Genomic DNA, 18310 nt, shown 5'->3' on the forward strand with positions numbered 1-18310 from the left:
TTTAAAGCATGCTAAATTTCTCTGATCTTATAAAAATATGTTGACTTTAAATTTCACCTATGATAATATAATGATTATTATTATCAATAAGGAGAAAATATGAACAAAAATAAATTATTGAGGGCAATGCTAGTAGCATCCCTAGTACTTACAGGATGTGGAAATTCAGGTGAAGAAGCGCCAAAGGCAGACGAGAATAAGGAAGCTATTCAAACAGAGGAATCCTCTAATATGGAAGAAAGCAAAAATGAAGAAGCTAAAGAAAGTTCTGATACTGTAAAGATTAAGGATATCCATGGTGAGGTTGAAGTTAAGAAAAACCCAAAGAGGGTAGTTGCCCTTGATAACAGAACTTTCGAAACTTTGAGTGATTTTGGGGTAAAACTTCTTGCAGCACCAAAAGATGTTATGGCAAAGACTTCCCCTTATGTAAGTGACGATTCTGTAGAAAATATTGGTAATCATAGAGAACCAAATCTTGAGTTACTTGCCGCAGCAGACCCAGATTTTGTTATAGTAGGTCAAAGATTTGCTAAATATTATGATCAAATCAAGGAACTTCTCCCAAATGCAACCATAGTAGATTTTTCCTATGATGTTAGTGAGAAGAGTGAACACAGTGGGGAAAATTTAATAAATGGTTTTAAGGAATCGACTCTTGCCCTAGGACAAATATTTGAAAAAGAAGATAAGGCCCAAGAACTTGTTGACAAGCTTGATAAGTCAATTAAGGAAGCCAAAGAAGCCTATGATGGACAAAGTGTTATGAGTCTTATAGTATCTGGTGGGGATATTGGCTATGCTGCACCAAAATCAGGCAGGGTATGGGGTCCACTTTATGAAGTACTTGGGCTTAAGCCATCTCTTGAGATTGAAAATTCATCTTCAGACCATAAGGGTGATGACATTTCTGTAGAAGCAATCGCAGAATCCAATCCTCATTATCTATTTGTCCTAGATAGGGACCAAGCTACAAGTGATGCTGAAACATCAACTCCTGCCAAGGATGTTATTAATAATTCACCAGCCCTCCAAGGACTCGATACGATAAAAAATAACAGGATCTATTATGCACCAGATGATACCTACACAAACGAATCAATCCAAACATATACAAAAATATTTGAAGGTCTAAAGGATCTATTCCAAAGTGAAAAGTAGGAGTAATATTGTCCTTAAGAAAGATTTTATTATAGCAAGTCTTATTGTCCTAGGGCTTGCTATAGTATCAATCATGACAGGAGCTTATAGTATTATGAGTCAGGAAGATGGCTTAGATATGGTATTTATAACAAGGATACCGAGAACTCTTGCTCTGATGCTTACGGGTCTTGCCCTTTCTACTTCTGGACTTGTCATGCAACTTATAAGTCAAAATAGGATGGTCGAGCCTACTACAACTGGTACTATAGAGTGGGCTTCATTGGGGCTAATTTTAGTCTATATTCTGATTCCTTCACCAACTATGGTTCAAAGGATGCTAGGAGCAATTATCTTCTCCTTCATTGGATCTATGATATTTTTCCTAATAATTAGAAAGATTAAACTAAAATCTTCTCTCTATGTGCCTATTCTAGGAATCATGTTGGCTGGAGTTGTAAGCGCATTTACTACTTTTATTTCTATAGAGTTTGATATGATGCAGGTCCTTGAAATATGGTTCCAGGGTTCCTTTGCTGGAGTGCAAAAGGGAAGGTATGAATTTCTTTTCCTAATAATTGCAATATCCATTGCGATATTTTTTTATGCGGATAGACTTACTATGGCAGCTTTAGGTGAAGATTTCTCTAAAAATATTGGACTAAATTACAAAAGGATTATTCTTATAGCGAACTTTCTAGTATCAATAGCGGTTGGAATTGTGGCGGCAGTTATAGGCAAGGTTCCCTTCCTTGGACTTATAGTTCCAAACCTAGTAAGCCTTGTTAAGGGAGATAATCTTAGGGAAAATCTACCTTGGACTGGGCTTATCTCTATGGGAATAATTTTACTAGCAGATATTATCTCTAGAACTATAATTGCTCCCTTTGAAGTCCCTGTTTCATTAATATTAGGAAGCTTTGGATCGGTATTTTTTATAGGACTATTACTTAGAACAAGGAGGATAGGATGAACTTTGATAATTCTTTCAGAAGTAAAAAAGACAGATATTCTTATTATGTCCTATGTCTTGGCCTATTAATCTTTGCTCTTCTTTTTACTTACGGCCTACTTGTTTACAATAATCCAGTTCCTCTTAGCTCGCCATCATTCTTGCCAGTAATCAAAAGGAGGCAAAATGCCCTTATAGCAATGGCTATAGCAGCTGTCTGCCAGGCATTTGGGACTGTCTCATTTCAGACGGTTACTTCAAATAAGATAATCACACCATCACTTCTAGGATTTGAGGCAATCTATGCTACAATTAATACAAGCCTAATGTATTTTCTGGGCCTTAGTGCTTTTATATCCATATCCGGCATATATTTCTATATGGGTCAGATACTAATCATGGTCCTTGTTTGTCTTTTGCTTTTTTACGGGATACTTAATATGAAAAATGCAAGTATAGACTTAGTTCTTTTAGTAGGCGTGGTCATGGGACAGGGGCTTAGGTCAATTTCTGCCTTTATGCGAAGGATTCTGTCACCATCTGAATTTGACGTTCTACAAGCGAGTTTGTTTGCTTCAGTGAATAATGCTAGGGCAGATTACTTTGGAATATCAATTGCCCTTGTAGGTCTAATAGCTTGTATTATCTTTTTAAGTAGCAAGAAACTAAATATCCTTGCCTTAGGAAAAGATGTTTCTATCAACCTAGGCATTAATTACAAGAAAGAAAGTATTAAAATCCTTGTTTGTGTATCGATCCTTATGTCCGTATCGACCGCCCTTGTTGGGCCTATGACATTTTTTGGCTTCTTGGTAGCGACTTTATCCTATCAATTAGTCAAAAGCTACGATCACAAGTACCTACTAATAGTAGCGTTTTTACTGGCTTATCTGATTCTAACAGGCTCTTATTTCCTTATGAATCACATCTTCCATGCCAATGGAGTTGTATCAATATTAATAGAAATGATTGGAGGAATTAGCTTCTTGATGCTTTTATTCAAGAACAAAGATTTATGATAAAACTAGATAATGTAATTAAAAAATATTCAACAGAAACAGAAATTGGTCCTCTTAACTTTTCTATAGCAAATAAGGGGATTAATTCAATAATAGGACCCAATGGAGCGGGTAAGTCTACGACCCTTCTAATGATAGGAAGGCTTTTAGGCATAGATGAGGGTGAAATTATCGTTGGTAATTATAATGTTAATGAAACTTCTGATGATACCTTGTCTAGGATAATTTCCACTTTACGCCAAGAAAATAATTTCATGGCAAGAATAACTGTAAGACAATTGATCTCCTTTGGAAGGTTTCCTTATAGCAAGGGCAGACTTAGCACTGAAGATTACGAGATTATGGAAAAATATATTGAATTCTTGGACTTAGGCGGCTTAGAAGATAGATATCTCAATGAACTATCTGGTGGCCAGAGGCAAAGGGCTTATGTTGCTATGGTCCTAGCTCAAGAAACGGACTATGTCCTCTTAGATGAACCCCTTAACAATCTCGATGTAGCAAGGTCTGTGAGCATGATGAAGCACCTTCGAAATGTGTGTGACAAACTTTCTAGGACGATAATTCTTGTAATCCATGATATAAACTTTGCTGCCAGGTATTCTGATAAAATATTTGCCATGAAAGATGGTAAGTTAGTAAAATCTGGGTCAGTAGAGGAAATGATGGACCCTAAAATCCTATCAGAGATATTTGAAACAGAAATAGAAATTCTAGATACTTCCTCTGGGAAAGTCGCTATTTATAATTAATCCACTGGGGTGGATTTTTTCTTTATAGGATAAGGAGTTTGTCAAAATATCGAATAAATCACTAGTGCTTATAGAATACTTTATATTTTAAATATCGACACATAATATTTTAGATGAAATATATTATAAAAGTGTTAAAGTAATAAGAAGGGAGTGATTTAATGAGAAAGAAAATAATTAATATTTTGACATGCATATTACTTATGACAAGCCTAACCGCTTGTGGTACTAGTGCTAATAAAAATGTAGAAGAAAGTGCAAAAAGCACGGGAGACCTTATAGATAATCTAGATAAAGGTAATATAGAGCCTTCAAGTGATGATTCTAGTAAGAAAGAAGCGGTAAAAGGTAAACAAAGCGATAGGGAAGATGCCAAGGCTAAATGGGAGATGACTCTTGCAAAAGAAAAGGAAAATGATAGCAAGAGGGAGAAGGAAAGAGAAAAAGACCTAGAATCATATAAGGAAGCGTCTATAGCTAGAAAGTCTAAAGATGTAGATAATAAAAAACATAAACAAAAGAATATTGATCAAAAGCATAAAGATAAGGAAGAGGACAAAGAAGAGGACTATGCAAAAGTTAAGCTAAAGTTTTTTGGAGATACCATGGCCCACCTTGGTCAAATCCAATATGCTTACGCTTATGGGGGAGGAAACTACGATTTTTCCAATCAGTTTGCTTATATTTCAGATTTTGTCAAGGATAGTGATTTATCTATCACAAACTACGAGACAACCTCTAATCCAAATAGAGAATACGCTGGTTTTCCTGCCTTTAATGCTCCGCCAGTTTATCTTAAAAATATAAAGGATGCTGGTTTTGATGTGGTTACTACTGCAAACAACCACTCATTGGATACAGACGAAGAAGGAGTTCAGACAACAATCGCGGCTGCCAAGGAAGCAGGCCTTGACTATGTAGGAAGCAAGGAAAAAGAAAGTGATAAGATTCTTTATAAAGAAATAAATGGGATGAAGATTGCAATTCTCGCCTACACTTATGGAGCTAATGGTAAGGAAGACCTCCTAAACTTAAGAGAAGAAGTAGATTCCCTAAACTATCTACACGAGGAAAATATCAAATCTGATATAGAAGAAGCCAAGGCAAATGGGGCGGACTTTATCATAGTTTATCCTCACTGGGAGATAGAATATCAGTCTTATCCTCAAGAAAGTACGGTAGAACTTGCTCATAATATGATCGATTGGGGAGCAGATCTTGTGATAGGTAACCATCCACACGTAGTTCAACCTGTTGAGATTTATAAGAATGAAGATGGGAAAGAAGGTCTTATAGCCTACGCCTTGGGGAATTTCATATCTCAACAATCTCTCGAGGTAAGTGGAGATATAAGGTGTGAGCAATCCCTTAGCATTGAGCTAAGCCTTAACAAGAACGAAAAAACTGGCAACAAAAAGATTAGTGATATAAAACTTCACCCACTTTGGGTAGGAACAAACTACGATGATTACGGCGCAAGCATCAAGACCTATCTATGTGAAGATTTCCTAGAAGGTGGAGACAAGTATGATTTAGTAGATGATAATCAAAGAGCAAGAATACAACAAGCCTACGATATGACAATGAAGACGGCAAAAACTGAGGTGAACTAATGGGAACATATGAAATAGGAATCCTAAATGCTATACAGAACATGAGAAGTGAAAGTTTGGATAATTTCTTCCTAACTATAACTTCTCTAGGTAATATGTCTATACTTTGGTTTAGTATGATTCTGATATTTATGACAACAAAAAGATACAAAAAGATTGGAGAAATCATATTAATATCATTTTTCTTAAATCTAATAATTGTAAATATAATACTTAAAATATCAGTTGGAAGAGTAAGGCCATATGAAGCGGTAGGATTTACTGATTTATTGATAAACCACTTATCAGATAATTCCTTCCCTTCAGGCCACACTTCCTATGCGGCATCCTTTGCTACGGTTATAATTCTTCTTGCAAAATCAAAGCCTGTAAAATACTATGTAGGAATAATGGCTGTCCTAATAGCCTTCTCAAGATTATATCTCTACGTACATTATCCAACAGATGTTCTTGTAGGAGCGATAATAGGCATACTTTTAGGACTAGGATCAATCAAAATATACCAAAGCCCTAGCTATGGGAAGTTTAAGAAAAAATTTAATTTACAAAGACAGTAATGGATGGTATAATGTATAGGTACTTAAGCCGGTGTGTTGGAATTGGCAGACGAGACAGACTCAAACTCTGTTGTCCACCAGGGCGTGTGGGTTCGAGTCCCACCACCGGCACCATTACTTTTATTAAATTATGATATTGGAACTTTTGGTGAGGGATTATTAAATTTCACCTAGGAGTTAGCAATATCTTTTTTTGTTGGGATTTTTAAGCTCTTTGGAGATAAATTCATCAAGTCCCTTACTTTTAATAAAAATATTAAAATTACATTTTATGACAGTGAGCTTTTAAAAGGCTATGTAGAAACTTATACCCCTAGTTATGCTTCTTATGATAATGAAGAAGAAATTGCGATATTGACTATAGAAAAAAAGCTATCGTTAATGGAATAAATGAAAGTGAAATAAAAAAAATGAAATGTTAGATTAAGCACACTAGCAATTTTTAGATGTGTTATTTAATTATAGGAAAGATTACTAAGACAGAAAGAATAAATAAACTACGATCAGATAGCTAAAGTTTTTAAGCTAAGAGTTTAAGATGTAGACAATATAATAATTTTACTAGCTGAAATTAATAATATGTATTTGAAATAGAGTTAGTGATCTAGATTCCTAAAAAGGGGCTTTGGCAGATAATATTAACTATCCGCCAGCCCCTTTTACTTATTTGTATTCAAATTTTAAAAATCTATTTGAAAGATATAAAAATAATCCTACTTCTCCCAGAGCAAATATAAGCAGTGTTAGAAGATCGTGTGGATTTATAAATCTAAAGTTGTTGGATTCAATTGCTAAAAAGCTTAATCCTATTATTTTAAGTGACTTATAAGCTGTTCCAAAAGCTATTATAGTAAAGATACTAGATAAGAAGACTATTATCCCAAAAGATTTTATCCTTATAGCTAAGGCTCCAAATATGACAATAATGGGAAGGGCTAATAGTATACTCATAGCTATATAATAAAAATATATAGAAAAATTAATTGAGGCAAATCCTCCTATAAATTTCCCAGCTAGATAGAAAAGAGCTAGGAAATATATTTGACACAGGCTAATTATAATAAAAGCTAGGATTATTTTGCTTATTATAAAGGATATATTTTTCTTTGGGCTTAGTCTTATAAACTTAAGTCCAGCCTTATGCTCCACTGACCACAAGCTTGCTATTATAATTGCAATTAGCGGTATATAGAAAAAAGTAAAGTAAAAAAGACTAACTTGAGTCCGCAAACTTTGCCATTCATTTGTCAAGGTCATTCTGTTTCCCATATAGTTTATAAGACCAAATGCATTTGCCAGTAAGGGAATTATCAAGCTTACTAGTAAAATATTTATAAACTTTATTTTCTTCAATTCTAATTTTAACATTTTTCCTCCTAGTCTTTGTATAAGTTGTAAGCTGTCATTGATTTTAAATAAACAAGGCTTAGGATCAGTAAGGTAAAAGCAATAATAAGGGTATAGGGATTGATAGGATTTAATATTTGAATAAATCTTCCTCCCTCATTTACATAAGAAATATTTAATAGGCTTGCCATCCATGCAAAGGGATTGATATAAGCCAAAACCTGTGATGTAAGCATGGTTATTACGCCAGTAAGTCCTCCTACTATAGAAATAAAAGATAGGGCATAGACTTTCTTTACCTTCATTTCTATTATCATAAAGATTGCAAGAAAAAATAAGTTGATTACTATAACTGATAGGTTAAATACTAAAAATCTTATCAAAACTTCCTTACCCAGACTAAAGTTGATTCCTTTTCTTGCAGCTAAGATAAAAACAAAAGCTTCCATTAGCTGAAGGAAGACTAGTTTTATAGATAAATTTTTAAACTTATTGATAAGAATTGTATTTACCTTTCCTCCAAGCATGATTTGCATCTGCCACATTTTGTTTTTCTCTTCAATTTCAATTACTTTTTTCACAAGAGATGATATTAGTATAGGGTTCATTAGCAGTGATATAAATAGATAGGTATCCAGGATATAGGAAAGTGGATACTTACTTGCGGCAAAGGACTTGGAATTGCTAAAGCCTACTATCATTAGCGTTTGGATTAAAAAAACTATTAATATTAGCAAGTTTATTTTTAGTCTCTTGTATTTTTTTCTTTCTAAGTTTTTCATACTAGGACCTGCTTTCTTCGATAAATAGTTTTTCGAGACTTTCTCTTTCTTCCTCTATCCTGTATATATCTACTTTGCCATGAAGGAAGTTTACAATACTTGCAATCTCAGGATTTGTTTTCTTGCCAAGAATTATTTTTTTGCCCTTAATACTTGATTGGTCAAGATCTAAAAGTTCTAGGGCCTTATTGTTGTCTGATGTGCGTAAGGATATAAAAGGTGGATGAAGTCTCCTGTATTCTTCCAAGCTTCCATTGTAGACTAAGTTTCCCTCTCTAAGTATTCCTATGTGGGTAGAGATTTTTTCTATTTCATCTAGGATATGTGAAGATATTAAAATACTTGTAGTAGTATTTTTTACTATATTTTTAAATAGATTTCTCATCTCCTCAATTCCTTGTGGATCTAAGCCGTTTATTGGTTCATCAAGTATCAAAAGTTTGGGACTGCCAATAAGTGCTATGGCTATACCAAGTCTTTGCTTCATGCCCAAGGAATAGTCTCTAGCTTTTTTATTACCAACATTATTAAGACCGACCAGGTCCAAGGTTTTTCTAATATCTTCCTTATTCACACCCTTTAGTTGACATACTATTTCTAGATTTTCGTAGCCTGATAGGTGGTCATAAAAGGAAGGACTTTCGATTAGAGCACCAAAATTTTGGTTAAAAGTCTTTTGATTTTTGGAGTTTATTTCCTTGCCAAAGACTTTGATTCTTCCTTCGTCTTTTTTAACAAGACCTAGGATAAGTTTCATCAGGGTTGATTTACCAGCTCCGTTTTTTCCTATTAGACCATATATAGTTTTCTCTTCAATCTCTAAAGACTTAATATCTAATACGGTTTTATTGTTATATGATTTTTTCAAGTTATTTACTTCAAGTATTTTATTCATAATGATTCCTCCTAAAAATAGAATAGCAAATTTAGATTAAAATAATATTCAAGTAATATCACTTTTACATCACAAACACGAAGAAATTAAAATACTGATGTATAATGAGGCTAATGAGGGGGAAATGAAATGGATTTTAGAAGCGATTTTTCTATCTTGCTAGTAGATGATGAACAAAGCTTATTAGATAATTTATATAATTTTTTACAAGATAAGGGCTTTAAAAGTATCTATACTGCCAAAAATCTGAAGGAGTCAAGATTTAAATTAAAAACTTATGATATTGATCTAATCGTCTTAGACTTAATGCTAGAAGATGGGAGCGGTTTTGATTTACTAAGGGAAATTAGACAGACTTCTGATATGGCGGTTATTATTCTATCTGCTCTTGATGGCATAGACGATAGGAGGGAAGGCTTTGCAAACAAGGCGGATGATTACTTAGTTAAGCCTTTCTTTCCGGATGAACTTCTCTGGAGAATTGATGCGGTTTTAAGGAGGAGTAAAAAAGCTAAAAGTGAAGATAAAATAGATTTAGGGACTGTAATTTTTGATAAAGCTAAGGGAGTACTTGAAAAAAACGGCGAAGAAATATCCTTAACTGCTACCCAATTTAAAATTTTATCTTACTTAGCCGAGAATATAAATATGATAGTTTCAATTGATCGTATCCTAGACACTATTTGGGAGGACTCTTACGGCTATGAAAATACCTTGATAACTCATATCTACAGGTTGCGTGAGAAGTTAGAGGAAAATCCAAGAGAGCCAAAGATTCTTATAACTATAAAGGGACTTGGTTATAAGCTTGTAAAAGAGAAGTAGAGATGTTTAACTATATATTAAAAAGATTTAAAAAAATTGTCATTAGGATAATATCTTTGATGTTTTTTCTGGTATTTATATTTATGACATTTCTCTATTTCAACTACAAATTAAGAGAGGAATATCCTAATCCAAATGATGTTTACGCTTTTGTGGAAGAAAATAAAACTGATACTTACTTGAATAGAAAAAATAAAGAATTTTTGAAAGAAAATAATATTTGGTCAATAAGGCTTGATAAAAATGGACATGTCATAGAAAGTTTCGATAAACCGAGAGAGGTCAAGGATAAGTTTGAGCTTACTGATGTTGCAAGATTTACTAGATACTACTTAGCAGATTATCCTGTTTTTACCTATATTACAGGAGATGGATTAATTCTTTTCGCCTATCCCAAAAATTCTTTGGATAAACTCCCAGCTAATTATTATAATTATAAGAATTTGATCTTTAATTTAGAAATACTTTTAGTATTTGTAATCCTATTCCTATTGTTTGTATATATATTTTATAGGATAGACATTAAAAACATCTTAAAAAATATCTCTCCTCTCCAGCAAGCGATGGATGATATATATGAAGAGGACTACGAAAAGCTGGATGAGGATGGAGAACTCAAAGATTTGGCGGTTTCAATAAATCAAGCAAATGAGAAATTCATTAATCTAAAGAAATCCCAAGCTAAGTGGATACGAGGTCTAAGTCATGATGTTAGGACTCCGCTGGCTAAAATTTCACGGGAAATAAGTAAGGAAAACAAGGCTGATTTAGATATCGAAAATATCCAAGACCAAGTAGTTAAAATTTCAAATATACTTGAAGGATTAAATCTTACCATGTCTTTAACTAATATGGACAAGGAGAGTTTTAGTGAACAAAGCCCCCTAAAAGAGATTCGTAAAGTTATTATAGACAAATTAAATGATAACCCAGATAGAGAGATTATTTTTGAAAACAAACTGGAAAATAGAGATTTAAAAATCAAAATGGACCCCAATTTATTTTATAGGATGTTAGAAAATATTATAAAAAATTCCCTCCAATATACAAAAGGCAAAATTCTTCTTACAATTTCAAATTCAGTAAACAAATTAAATATTGAAATTATAGATGAGGGCGATGGTATATCTGATGAAATAATAGAAAAAATAAATAAGGAAGATTTGACGAATGTTACTAAACATGGTCTAGGGATTCTTATATCCAAACAAATAGCTGAGCTACATGGAGGAAATTTTGATTTAAAAAATGAAAATACTGGACTTAGAGTAATATTTACATTTGAATATATGTGATGTATGGATGAAGATATAAAGTTTAATCTATAGATTCTTTATAATGAGCTTAATTTAAATAAAGACGGTTGAAAGAGTTCCTGAATTCCAGAATCTATGATAAAATTATAGATAATATTTATTTAGGAGCTTATATGAAGAATGATCGCAGGGAATTGATTTTGCATGGTAGTATTTACAAGGCTATCTTTGTGATTTCTATACCTATAATTTTAAACTTTTTCATCCAACAACTGTATTCACTGGCGGATGCTTTCTGGCTTGGTAAGCTAGGGACGGCGGAGTTTGCATCTACTTCCTTTACTTGGCCAGTTATTTTTTTATTTAACTCGATAGGAATGGGGCTTTCTATTGCAGCGACTTCTCTAGTTTCCCAGCTTTTGGGAAGAGATGATGTGAAAAATGCACAGAAGTATACGGATACTCTTATTAATATTTCCTTAATCTTTTCTATAATATTTATGATCTTAGGTTATTTTACGGCTGAAGGGATTGTAAGTCTTATGGGAGCTAATGGAGAACTTCACGATTTTTCTGTGATTTATCTCAAGTATTCCTATTTTGGAATTCCCTTTATATTTTTGTATTTTATCTATTCAGCAGTTTTTTCTGCCCAAGGAAAAAATACTATACCTACTGTGATAAGTACAACCTGTGTGGTTTTAAATATGATTTTAAATCCTTTCTTCATCTTTGATGAGATCCCTATTATAGGTCTTAGAGGACTTGATATGGGAGTTAAGGGGGCTGCTTTAGCCACTGTCCTAACCCAAGCTTTGATGTTGATTTTTGGTTTTATTCATTTAAGGCTTAATAAGGACTATATCAAGCTTAATTACAAGTCCTTATTTTTTATAAAATGGGAGAAGGATATTCTTAAGAGAATTTATAGGATTGCAACTCCTTCTGTAGTTGGTCAGATGGGAACTGCGATTGGCTTTATAATTTTAAATGCCTTTATCCAGTCATACGGTACAGAAACTGTCGCAGCTTATGGAATGGTAAATAGGATTACGGGTCTTTTAAATATTCCTCCTAGCGGGATTGGTTCAGCTATTACAGGAATTATTGGTCAAAATATTGGAAATAGGAATATAGATAGGGTCAAGGAAACTTTTAGGAAGGCTTCTTTTATAGTAATTGGCATGTCTATAATAATAGCTATCTTAAGTTTCATTTATAGATACGAAATTCTTACGTTTTTTATAGATGCCCCTAAGGATTCAGAACTTATGATCCAGGCCAATTCCTATATGTTTTATACTTTATTGACTTTAGTAATGCTTAATATGTTTTTTATCTACCAAGGGCTCTTCCAGGGATCAGGAAACAGCAAGTACTCTATGTTTGTTGATTTGTTAAGACTTTGGGGGATTAGGATTCCACTATTGTTTTTCTTTAAGTACTTTACATCCTACAAGGCTACTGGAATTTGGCTTGCTATGGCTATTTCAAATGTCCTAGTTACTTTTATCGCCCACTTTATCTATGCTAAGGGTGATTGGAAGGGCGGTTCTTTCTAGCTTTATGAAAGAAAAAAATTGCTCTTGCAAATGTTAACATCAATAGGTTATAATTAATATGAGTAGGAGGAAAATTTTGCAAGATTATAAAAGAGTTATTCTTAAGTTAAGTGGTGAAGCTTTGGCTGGTGATAAGGGTTTTGGCTTCGACGATGATATTATAATAAACATATGTGAAAATATTAAGGCTGTTTCTAAGCTTGGAGTTCAAATCGCTATTGTTGTAGGCGGTGGCAACTTCTGGAGAGGAAGGTCAGGTAAGGAAATCGACAGGGCAAGCTCTGATACAATCGGTATGCTTGGAACTGTGATGAATGGTTTGAGGGTCCAAGGAACCTTAGAAGAGATGGGTCTTGAAACTAGACTTATGACTGCAATCGATATGAAGGAAGTAGCAGAGCCTTATATTAGAAGAAGAGCGGTAAGACATCTTGAAAAGGGAAGGATTGTAATCTTTTCTGCAGGTACTGGTCTTCCATATTTCTCAACAGATACTACAGCAAGTCTAAGAGCCCTAGAGATAAATGCAGATGTGATTCTTCTTGGAAAGACTGGCACTGATGGTATCTATGATAAAGATCCTAATGTCTATCACGATGCAGTAAGATTTGATAAGCTAACTTATAAGGAAATTCTTCATAAAGAATTAAAGATAATGGATACAACTGCTACATCATTGTGTATGGATAATGATATGCCTTTGTTTGTCTTTGGCATAGATGATCCAAGCAATTTAGTAAGAATATTTGAAGAAGAAGACCCAATTGGGACTATAGTAAAGGAGAGTTTTTAATGATTTATGAACAAATAAAAAAACAAGCAAAAGATGAGATGACTAAGGCACTAGATTCTTTCGATAAGAGAATTGCAAATATCAAGGCAGGTAGAGCCACTGAAGCAATCCTAGATGGTATAACTTTCTCATACTACGGAACAGAAACACCAATCAACCAAGCTGCAACAGTATCAATCCCAGAAGCTAGACTTCTTGTAATCAAGCCATGGGATAAGACAAATATTGGACCAATTGAGAAGGCTATTCTTAAATCTAACATTGGTATAACTCCTCAAAACGACGGTGAAGTTATTAGACTTCCTTTCCCACAATTGACAGAGGAAAGAAGAAAAGAATATACTAAAGAAGTAGATACCTACGCAGAGGATGCTAAGATTGTCATAAGAAATAAGAGAAGAGAAGCCATGGATGAAGTTAAAAAGAGTGAAAAATCAGGAGACATCACAGAAGATGATAGATACACTCTTGAAGATGAAATCCAAAAGATTACTGACAAGATGATTGAAGATGTTGAAGCATTGGCTTCAAAGAAGAACAAAGAGTTGATGTCAGTATAATAAATTGAATAAGATTAATTTAAAAAGTTTAGGCGAAATTTTGAATAAGGATATTGGACCTGGTAGGATACCTGCTAGGACAGTATCCTTATTTCTTAAACAATTTTCATTACTTTTAAGCTCTGGAATAAGTCTTGATGAGAGTCTTTCCATCATAAAAGATCAAAATATGGATAAAAAGCTTACTAAGGCCCTTTCGAATATACTTATCAGTTTGAATTCAGGACTTAATGCCTATGAGTCTTTTAAGAGAGAAAGTAGATACTTTACTCCAATGCTAATAGCCTTTATAAAGTCAGGCGATGAGGGAGGAAATATGGCGGAGATTTTGGGAGAACTCTCTGATTATTTATCAAATGATAGCAAAAATAAATCCCAAATCAAACAGGCCTTTATATATCCAATCATTCTAATGCTTGTTACAATCACAGTAGTAGGTCTTATTGTGACCTTAGTTATGCCGACTTTTACAGAAAGTTTTGCTTCTTATGAAATGGTCCTTCCCTTATCGACAAGAATGCTTTTGGCTATTAGTGCTTTCTTTTCTGAATATGGCTTTATAGTTTTATTATTGATCTTAGCCCTAGTCCTTATTTATATCTACTTATATAATAGCAAAGCATATAGGCTTAAAGTCGATACATATAATTTTAAATTACTGCCATTTAAAAGATTCAGAAAGCTTTCTATGGACTATCAAATAAGTTCTCTCTTGTATATTCTACGTAGAGGAGAGATTGATATAATTAGCTCGATTGGAATAATTAGAGAATCTTTTACCAATACTTATATTAAAAAGAAACTTATCCTTATACAAAAAGACCTCCTAGATGGTTTAAGCTTATCCTATGCCTTTAAGAGGGCTGGGATTTTTTCAAATCTTTTAATTTCCATGATAGAAGTAGGAGAAGATAGTGGATATTTAGTTGAAGCCTTAAAGAAAACATCGGATTACTTTGCCAATGAATACATATATAGGCTAAAGAAAATATCTACCATGGCAGAACCTGTTTTGATCTTGATCATGGCCCTTATTGTAGGCTTTGTCGTATTTTCTGTTACAATACCGATGTTTGATTCGGTTAATTACTTATACTAAGGAGAAATTATGAAAAAGAAAAAAGGTTTTACTTTAATTGAGCTTGTCATAGTCGTAGCAATAATTACAATACTTGCAGCGATAGCAATTCCTAAATATAAGAACTCTAAGCACAAAGCAGCCATAGCAGCCCACAACGCCAATGTCGAAATGCTTATGACAGCAGGGACTATGGCAAGCTCTGATGGAGTTAATGATACTTGGACAAGCCAAAGTTATGCGAAAGATTATGTACAAAAATGGCCAGAAATACCAAAGGGAATTGGTCATGATGGGGAAAGCTATGAAGTTAAAATTGATGCGAATGGCCATGTGAGTGTAAGTCCAGGACAAATACCAGGACAAATAAAGGAAAGTCCAGCTAGTAATAATTAAGTAAAATGATATATATATTTCTATTTATAATAGGGTCAATATTTGGATCATTTGCAAATCTTGTAGTCCGCAGGAGATTAAGAGGAGAAAGTATAGTTTTTCCTAGAAGCCACTGTGAGTCTTGTGGGAAATCTCTTAGCCCTTTTGAGCTAATTCCAGTAATTTCTTTTCTTATTCAAAAGGGAAGATGCAGGTCGTGTGGGTCTAAGATTTCTCCTGATAATATCTTTATGGAGATTATAGGTGGGATTTTGTTAATAATAAGCTCTCTATATGGACTTAATCTTAGGACTTGTATGATTTTCGCTTCCTTAATTATAGGTCTTATAATATCTCTGATAGATCTTAAGACTATGGAGATCTATAGGAAAGATTTGATAATGCTAATCGCTCTAGGACTAGGCTATAGGTTTAATTTCTTTACTAGAGACTTTCTTATACATATTATAATATTTTCCTTGGTTTATTATTTGCTATATAGGCTTTCTGGAAGAAATATCGGAGATGGAGATTATTATTTCTATTTGGGCTTAGGACTTTTATTAAATGATAGTTTATTTACTATCTTTGTCTTATTTTCCATTTGGATTGGAGGTTTCTTTGGACTTTTGATCCTTCTTAGGGAAAGGAAAAGGGGAAGACGCATGCCTTTTGCAATATTTATCTATCTTTCTTACATAATAGTCTTGATAATATATGAGGGAGCAGTCCTATGAGAAATAAGGGCTTTACTTTAATTGAACTAATTGTCGTCATAAGCCTTGTCTCTCTTATTTCTTTAGTGGGAATGGTTAGATTTGATTTTTTAGGAAAAATAAGGGCAAAAAACGAATTAAACATTCTAATCAATGATATGTATTATGCTAAGGAAAAGGCCCTGATTAGCGGGAGAAAATGTACAGTTCATTTCCGTGAAGATAAATATATGCTGAGGTTTTCCAAAGTTTCTGTTATGGATGATATGGAAGATATAGATAGGAACTTGGCTTATCTAAGTCTAACAAAAAATGTAGACCCAGTTGTCTTTAACGATACAGGATCTGTATCAGGAGCAAAAACTATAGTATTTTCTTGTCCCTACCTAGTTGGAAAGGATGGGAATATAAATCTTATAATAGGAGTTGCAGGAGGTTCTATTAGAATTGAAGAAAACAAAAACTAAGGGCTTTACCCTAATAGAATGTATAATTGCCCTGGGATTTGTGGCAATCCTTTCGCTTATACTTCTTCCGAGCCTTAATAATATAAATAGGATTAACCAGGAGTCAGAGGATAAAATTAGGATGACTTATGCCCTTGAAGAAGCTATTGAGAAAAATAAAAATCAGGATTTAGGAGAATATTCTTATAATATAAATGGCTTTGGAGTTGAAGTTAGTGTAGAAGAATACTCTCCAGGACTTAAGAAGATTACTGCAAGCTGTGATGGCTTTGGCCTTGAATTGGTAAGATAAGATGAAAAAAGGATTTACCCTAATAGAACTTCTAGTAAGTATTGCCATAGCAAGTCTTCTTATAGGAGCCCTATCTATGGTTTTTTCTTTAAATGTGGGATTTCTAAACAAAGAATATATAGATGAGAAGGATTACAAGAACGCAAGCCATGCCGCCTTATACATAGAAGATAAGATTAGAAGAGCCCATAAAATTGTTAAGACAGAAGATGATAATTGCAATTTCACCCTTTATATCAGTGAATATGAACAAAGTAGGCATAAATTTGTTGAATCTGCCTATAGATTTAGTCTTGAGAATGGAAATGTCCTTTACGCTTATATATACAATACAGATAAATTCTCTGAAAGAGAAGGCAAAGTTAGGATTTGTGAGATAGATGACCTTTATCTTTATTATAATGATGAAGATGAGGATAATAAATATATAGAAATGAATATAGATTCTTCTTCTACTTCTATCAAGACATTTATAAACTTAGGAAGACGATTATGAAAAAGGGTTTTGTAACAATATATGTCCTACTTATCTTGCTTTTCCTTTCTGTAAGCATTGTTTTTGTAAGCAGACAAGTCCAAAGCAAGAATGATTTATCCAAGGATCTTTTAACTAAAAAAAAGGCCGTCTATGAGGCAGAAAGTCGTGTCAATATCTTTGAAAATAACTATGAAAATGAAATAAAAGAATATATCTTAGAAGACTACAAGAGGATAATTGATGAAAGTTTAAGTGATGTAGACCACGCAAATGCCAAGGAATTCTACATCGATTATAATAATTCCAAGAAAAAGATAATGCTTATGAGAGTGATAGATCCAAATATAGCTCCTAGGAAAGATAAGGTCTATAGGGTATTTGAGCATATCTATTATAAAAATGTAATAGCTGAAGCAAATATATATCTAAGAGCTCGTGAGAATATTCTTTTATCTAGCGAAGAAATTTTAAGATATGAAGATATAAAAGATGAGCTTAATAAATTCGAATTTAAGAAAGACAAAACAATCCATAATGAAATACCAGCTACAAGCAAAGAAAAACCTTATAAGGGAGTAATAATATTAGATCGAGATACGACAATTGATAAGGACTTATATGTAGAAGGTATTCTGATAGCTAAGGATAGGATTAATACAAAAGGAAAAAAGATAAGAGTTACGGGACTTGCAGCTATAGATCAAAATAAGGAAAATATAGAATATGTTAAGGATTATGGACCTATCATTGATAATATCCTTAACAAAACTGATCTTATAGAATTAGAAATCTTGTCAAGCCATAGCTTTTAGCCTTGCCTAAAAGTAATTTATGGTATAATGGAAATAGAG

At 33.3% G+C, this 18310-nt stretch carries 21 protein-coding genes and 1 tRNA gene; 19 read left to right on the forward strand and 3 right to left on the reverse strand.

Annotated features, from left to right (window positions below):
* The first annotated feature begins 99 nt into the window (after positions 1–99).
* The 7 genes from APRE_RS03310 to APRE_RS03340 all read left to right on the forward strand — a co-directional run bounded on the left by APRE_RS03310 (position 100) and on the right by APRE_RS03340 (position 6147).
* Positions 100–1161: a siderophore ABC transporter substrate-binding protein gene (locus tag APRE_RS03310; RefSeq protein ID WP_015777583.1), complete on the forward strand. Its 1062-nt coding sequence runs from the start codon at positions 100–102 to the stop codon at positions 1159–1161.
* Entirely contained in the window at positions 1151–2113 is a 963-nt protein-coding gene (locus APRE_RS03315) for an ABC transporter permease (RefSeq protein ID WP_015777584.1), read from the forward strand. The genes APRE_RS03310 and APRE_RS03315 overlap by 11 nt, the downstream gene beginning before the upstream one ends.
* Positions 2110–3111 carry an iron chelate uptake ABC transporter family permease subunit gene (locus tag APRE_RS03320; RefSeq protein WP_015777585.1) on the forward strand — a complete coding sequence of 334 codons (1002 nt, stop codon included), beginning with the start codon at positions 2110–2112 and terminating at the stop codon, positions 3109–3111. Before APRE_RS03315 ends, APRE_RS03320 begins: the two co-directional genes overlap by 4 nt.
* The gene (locus APRE_RS03325) at positions 3108–3863 is read left to right on the forward strand and encodes an iron ABC transporter ATP-binding protein (RefSeq protein ID WP_015777586.1); all 756 of its coding nucleotides are present in this window, start codon (positions 3108–3110) and stop codon (positions 3861–3863) included. Before APRE_RS03320 ends, APRE_RS03325 begins: the two co-directional genes overlap by 4 nt.
* A 161-nt stretch (positions 3864–4024) precedes the next feature.
* Entirely contained in the window at positions 4025–5476 is a 1452-nt protein-coding gene (locus tag APRE_RS03330; protein WP_015777587.1) for a CapA family protein, read from the forward strand.
* Positions 5476–6033, forward strand: coding sequence for a phosphatase PAP2 family protein (locus APRE_RS03335; RefSeq protein ID WP_015777588.1), 558 nt, complete (start codon positions 5476–5478; stop codon positions 6031–6033). The genes APRE_RS03330 and APRE_RS03335 overlap by 1 nt, the downstream gene beginning before the upstream one ends.
* 27 nt (positions 6034–6060) lie before the next feature.
* Positions 6061–6147 (forward strand) — tRNA-Leu (locus tag APRE_RS03340).
* A 549-nt stretch (positions 6148–6696) separates the two neighbouring features.
* Here APRE_RS03340 and APRE_RS03345 read toward each other — a convergent pair.
* Genes APRE_RS03345 through APRE_RS03355 form a run of 3 tightly spaced genes read right to left on the reverse strand, consistent with a single transcriptional unit; the run spans position 6697 to position 9057 of the window.
* On the reverse strand, positions 6697–7401 hold the full coding sequence (locus tag APRE_RS03345; protein WP_015777589.1) for an ABC transporter permease: 705 nt from the start codon (positions 7399–7401) through the stop codon (positions 6697–6699).
* Positions 7402–7409: 8 nt separating this feature from the next.
* The gene (locus tag APRE_RS03350) at positions 7410–8162 is read right to left on the reverse strand and encodes an ABC transporter permease (protein ID WP_015777590.1); all 753 of its coding nucleotides are present in this window, start codon (positions 8160–8162) and stop codon (positions 7410–7412) included.
* A 1-nt stretch (position 8163) separates the two neighbouring features.
* A complete protein-coding gene (locus APRE_RS03355) occupies positions 8164–9057 on the reverse strand; it encodes an ABC transporter ATP-binding protein (RefSeq protein WP_015777591.1) in 894 nt (297 codons plus the stop codon).
* A 129-nt stretch (positions 9058–9186) separates the two neighbouring features.
* Between APRE_RS03355 and APRE_RS03360 the strand changes: the two genes are divergently transcribed.
* The 12 genes from APRE_RS03360 to APRE_RS03415 all read left to right on the forward strand — a co-directional run bounded on the left by APRE_RS03360 (position 9187) and on the right by APRE_RS03415 (position 18271).
* Complete coding sequence (locus APRE_RS03360) at positions 9187–9882, forward strand: response regulator transcription factor (protein WP_015777592.1); 696 nt, start codon at positions 9187–9189, stop codon at positions 9880–9882.
* 2 nt (positions 9883–9884) lie between these two features.
* Positions 9885–11177: a sensor histidine kinase gene (locus tag APRE_RS03365; RefSeq protein ID WP_015777593.1), complete on the forward strand. Its 1293-nt coding sequence runs from the start codon at positions 9885–9887 to the stop codon at positions 11175–11177.
* 134 nt (positions 11178–11311) lie between these two features.
* A complete protein-coding gene (locus APRE_RS03370) occupies positions 11312–12700 on the forward strand; it encodes an MATE family efflux transporter (protein ID WP_015777594.1) in 1389 nt (462 codons plus the stop codon).
* A gap of 76 nt (positions 12701–12776) precedes the next feature.
* Positions 12777–13493: a UMP kinase gene (pyrH, locus tag APRE_RS03375; protein WP_015777595.1), complete on the forward strand. Its 717-nt coding sequence runs from the start codon at positions 12777–12779 to the stop codon at positions 13491–13493.
* The gene (frr, locus tag APRE_RS03380; protein WP_015777596.1) at positions 13493–14053 is read left to right on the forward strand and encodes a ribosome recycling factor; all 561 of its coding nucleotides are present in this window, start codon (positions 13493–13495) and stop codon (positions 14051–14053) included. The genes pyrH and frr overlap by 1 nt, the downstream gene beginning before the upstream one ends.
* Before the next feature lie 40 nt (positions 14054–14093).
* The gene (locus tag APRE_RS03385) at positions 14094–15152 is read left to right on the forward strand and encodes a type II secretion system F family protein (RefSeq protein ID WP_015777597.1); all 1059 of its coding nucleotides are present in this window, start codon (positions 14094–14096) and stop codon (positions 15150–15152) included.
* A gap of 9 nt (positions 15153–15161) precedes the next feature.
* Positions 15162–15527 carry a prepilin-type N-terminal cleavage/methylation domain-containing protein gene (locus APRE_RS03390; protein ID WP_015777598.1) on the forward strand — a complete coding sequence of 122 codons (366 nt, stop codon included), beginning with the start codon at positions 15162–15164 and terminating at the stop codon, positions 15525–15527.
* A gap of 5 nt (positions 15528–15532) precedes the next feature.
* Positions 15533–16243: a prepilin peptidase gene (locus tag APRE_RS03395; protein WP_015777599.1), complete on the forward strand. Its 711-nt coding sequence runs from the start codon at positions 15533–15535 to the stop codon at positions 16241–16243.
* Positions 16240–16689: a pilus assembly FimT family protein gene (locus tag APRE_RS03400; RefSeq protein WP_015777600.1), complete on the forward strand. Its 450-nt coding sequence runs from the start codon at positions 16240–16242 to the stop codon at positions 16687–16689. The genes APRE_RS03395 and APRE_RS03400 overlap by 4 nt, the downstream gene beginning before the upstream one ends.
* Positions 16670–16981, forward strand: a complete 312-nt coding sequence (gene comGE, locus APRE_RS03405) for a competence type IV pilus minor pilin ComGE (RefSeq protein WP_015777601.1) — start codon at positions 16670–16672, stop codon at positions 16979–16981. Before APRE_RS03400 ends, comGE begins: the two co-directional genes overlap by 20 nt.
* A gap of 1 nt (position 16982) precedes the next feature.
* A complete protein-coding gene (locus APRE_RS03410) occupies positions 16983–17477 on the forward strand; it encodes a PilW family protein (RefSeq protein WP_015777602.1) in 495 nt (164 codons plus the stop codon).
* Entirely contained in the window at positions 17474–18271 is a 798-nt protein-coding gene (locus tag APRE_RS03415) for a hypothetical protein (RefSeq protein ID WP_015777603.1), read from the forward strand. Before APRE_RS03410 ends, APRE_RS03415 begins: the two co-directional genes overlap by 4 nt.
* Positions 18272–18310: the final 39 nt, after the last annotated feature.

The sequence above is a fragment of the Anaerococcus prevotii DSM 20548 genome (assembly GCF_000024105.1).
In the GTDB taxonomy this organism is placed as follows: domain Bacteria; phylum Bacillota; class Clostridia; order Tissierellales; family Peptoniphilaceae; genus Anaerococcus; species Anaerococcus prevotii.

Bases quoted from the DNA above. Each gene is read 5' to 3' on its own strand.
- APRE_RS03310 (WP_015777583.1), top strand. From the start codon at position 100: ATGAACAAAAATAAATTATTGAGGGCAATGCTAGTAGCATCCCTAGTA.
- APRE_RS03330 (WP_015777587.1), top strand. From the start codon at position 4,025: ATGAGAAAGAAAATAATTAATATTTTGACATGCATATTACTTATGACA.
- APRE_RS03320 (WP_015777585.1), top strand. From the start codon at position 2,110: ATGAACTTTGATAATTCTTTCAGAAGTAAAAAAGACAGATATTCTTAT.
- APRE_RS03390 (WP_015777598.1), top strand. From the start codon at position 15,162: ATGAAAAAGAAAAAAGGTTTTACTTTAATTGAGCTTGTCATAGTCGTA.
- APRE_RS03350 (WP_015777590.1), bottom strand. From the start codon at position 8,162: ATGAAAAACTTAGAAAGAAAAAAATACAAGAGACTAAAAATAAACTTG.
- APRE_RS03335 (WP_015777588.1), top strand. From the start codon at position 5,476: ATGGGAACATATGAAATAGGAATCCTAAATGCTATACAGAACATGAGA.
- APRE_RS03415 (WP_015777603.1), top strand. From the start codon at position 17,474: ATGAAAAAGGGTTTTGTAACAATATATGTCCTACTTATCTTGCTTTTC.
- APRE_RS03345 (WP_015777589.1), bottom strand. From the start codon at position 7,401: ATGTTAAAATTAGAATTGAAGAAAATAAAGTTTATAAATATTTTACTA.
- APRE_RS03355 (WP_015777591.1), bottom strand. From the start codon at position 9,057: ATGAATAAAATACTTGAAGTAAATAACTTGAAAAAATCATATAACAAT.
- APRE_RS03410 (WP_015777602.1), top strand. From the start codon at position 16,983: ATGAAAAAAGGATTTACCCTAATAGAACTTCTAGTAAGTATTGCCATA.
- frr (WP_015777596.1), top strand. From the start codon at position 13,493: ATGATTTATGAACAAATAAAAAAACAAGCAAAAGATGAGATGACTAAG.
- APRE_RS03365 (WP_015777593.1), top strand. From the start codon at position 9,885: ATGTTTAACTATATATTAAAAAGATTTAAAAAAATTGTCATTAGGATA.
- APRE_RS03325 (WP_015777586.1), top strand. From the start codon at position 3,108: ATGATAAAACTAGATAATGTAATTAAAAAATATTCAACAGAAACAGAA.
- APRE_RS03400 (WP_015777600.1), top strand. From the start codon at position 16,240: ATGAGAAATAAGGGCTTTACTTTAATTGAACTAATTGTCGTCATAAGC.
- APRE_RS03395 (WP_015777599.1), top strand. From the start codon at position 15,533: ATGATATATATATTTCTATTTATAATAGGGTCAATATTTGGATCATTT.
- APRE_RS03360 (WP_015777592.1), top strand. From the start codon at position 9,187: ATGGATTTTAGAAGCGATTTTTCTATCTTGCTAGTAGATGATGAACAA.
- APRE_RS03370 (WP_015777594.1), top strand. From the start codon at position 11,312: ATGAAGAATGATCGCAGGGAATTGATTTTGCATGGTAGTATTTACAAG.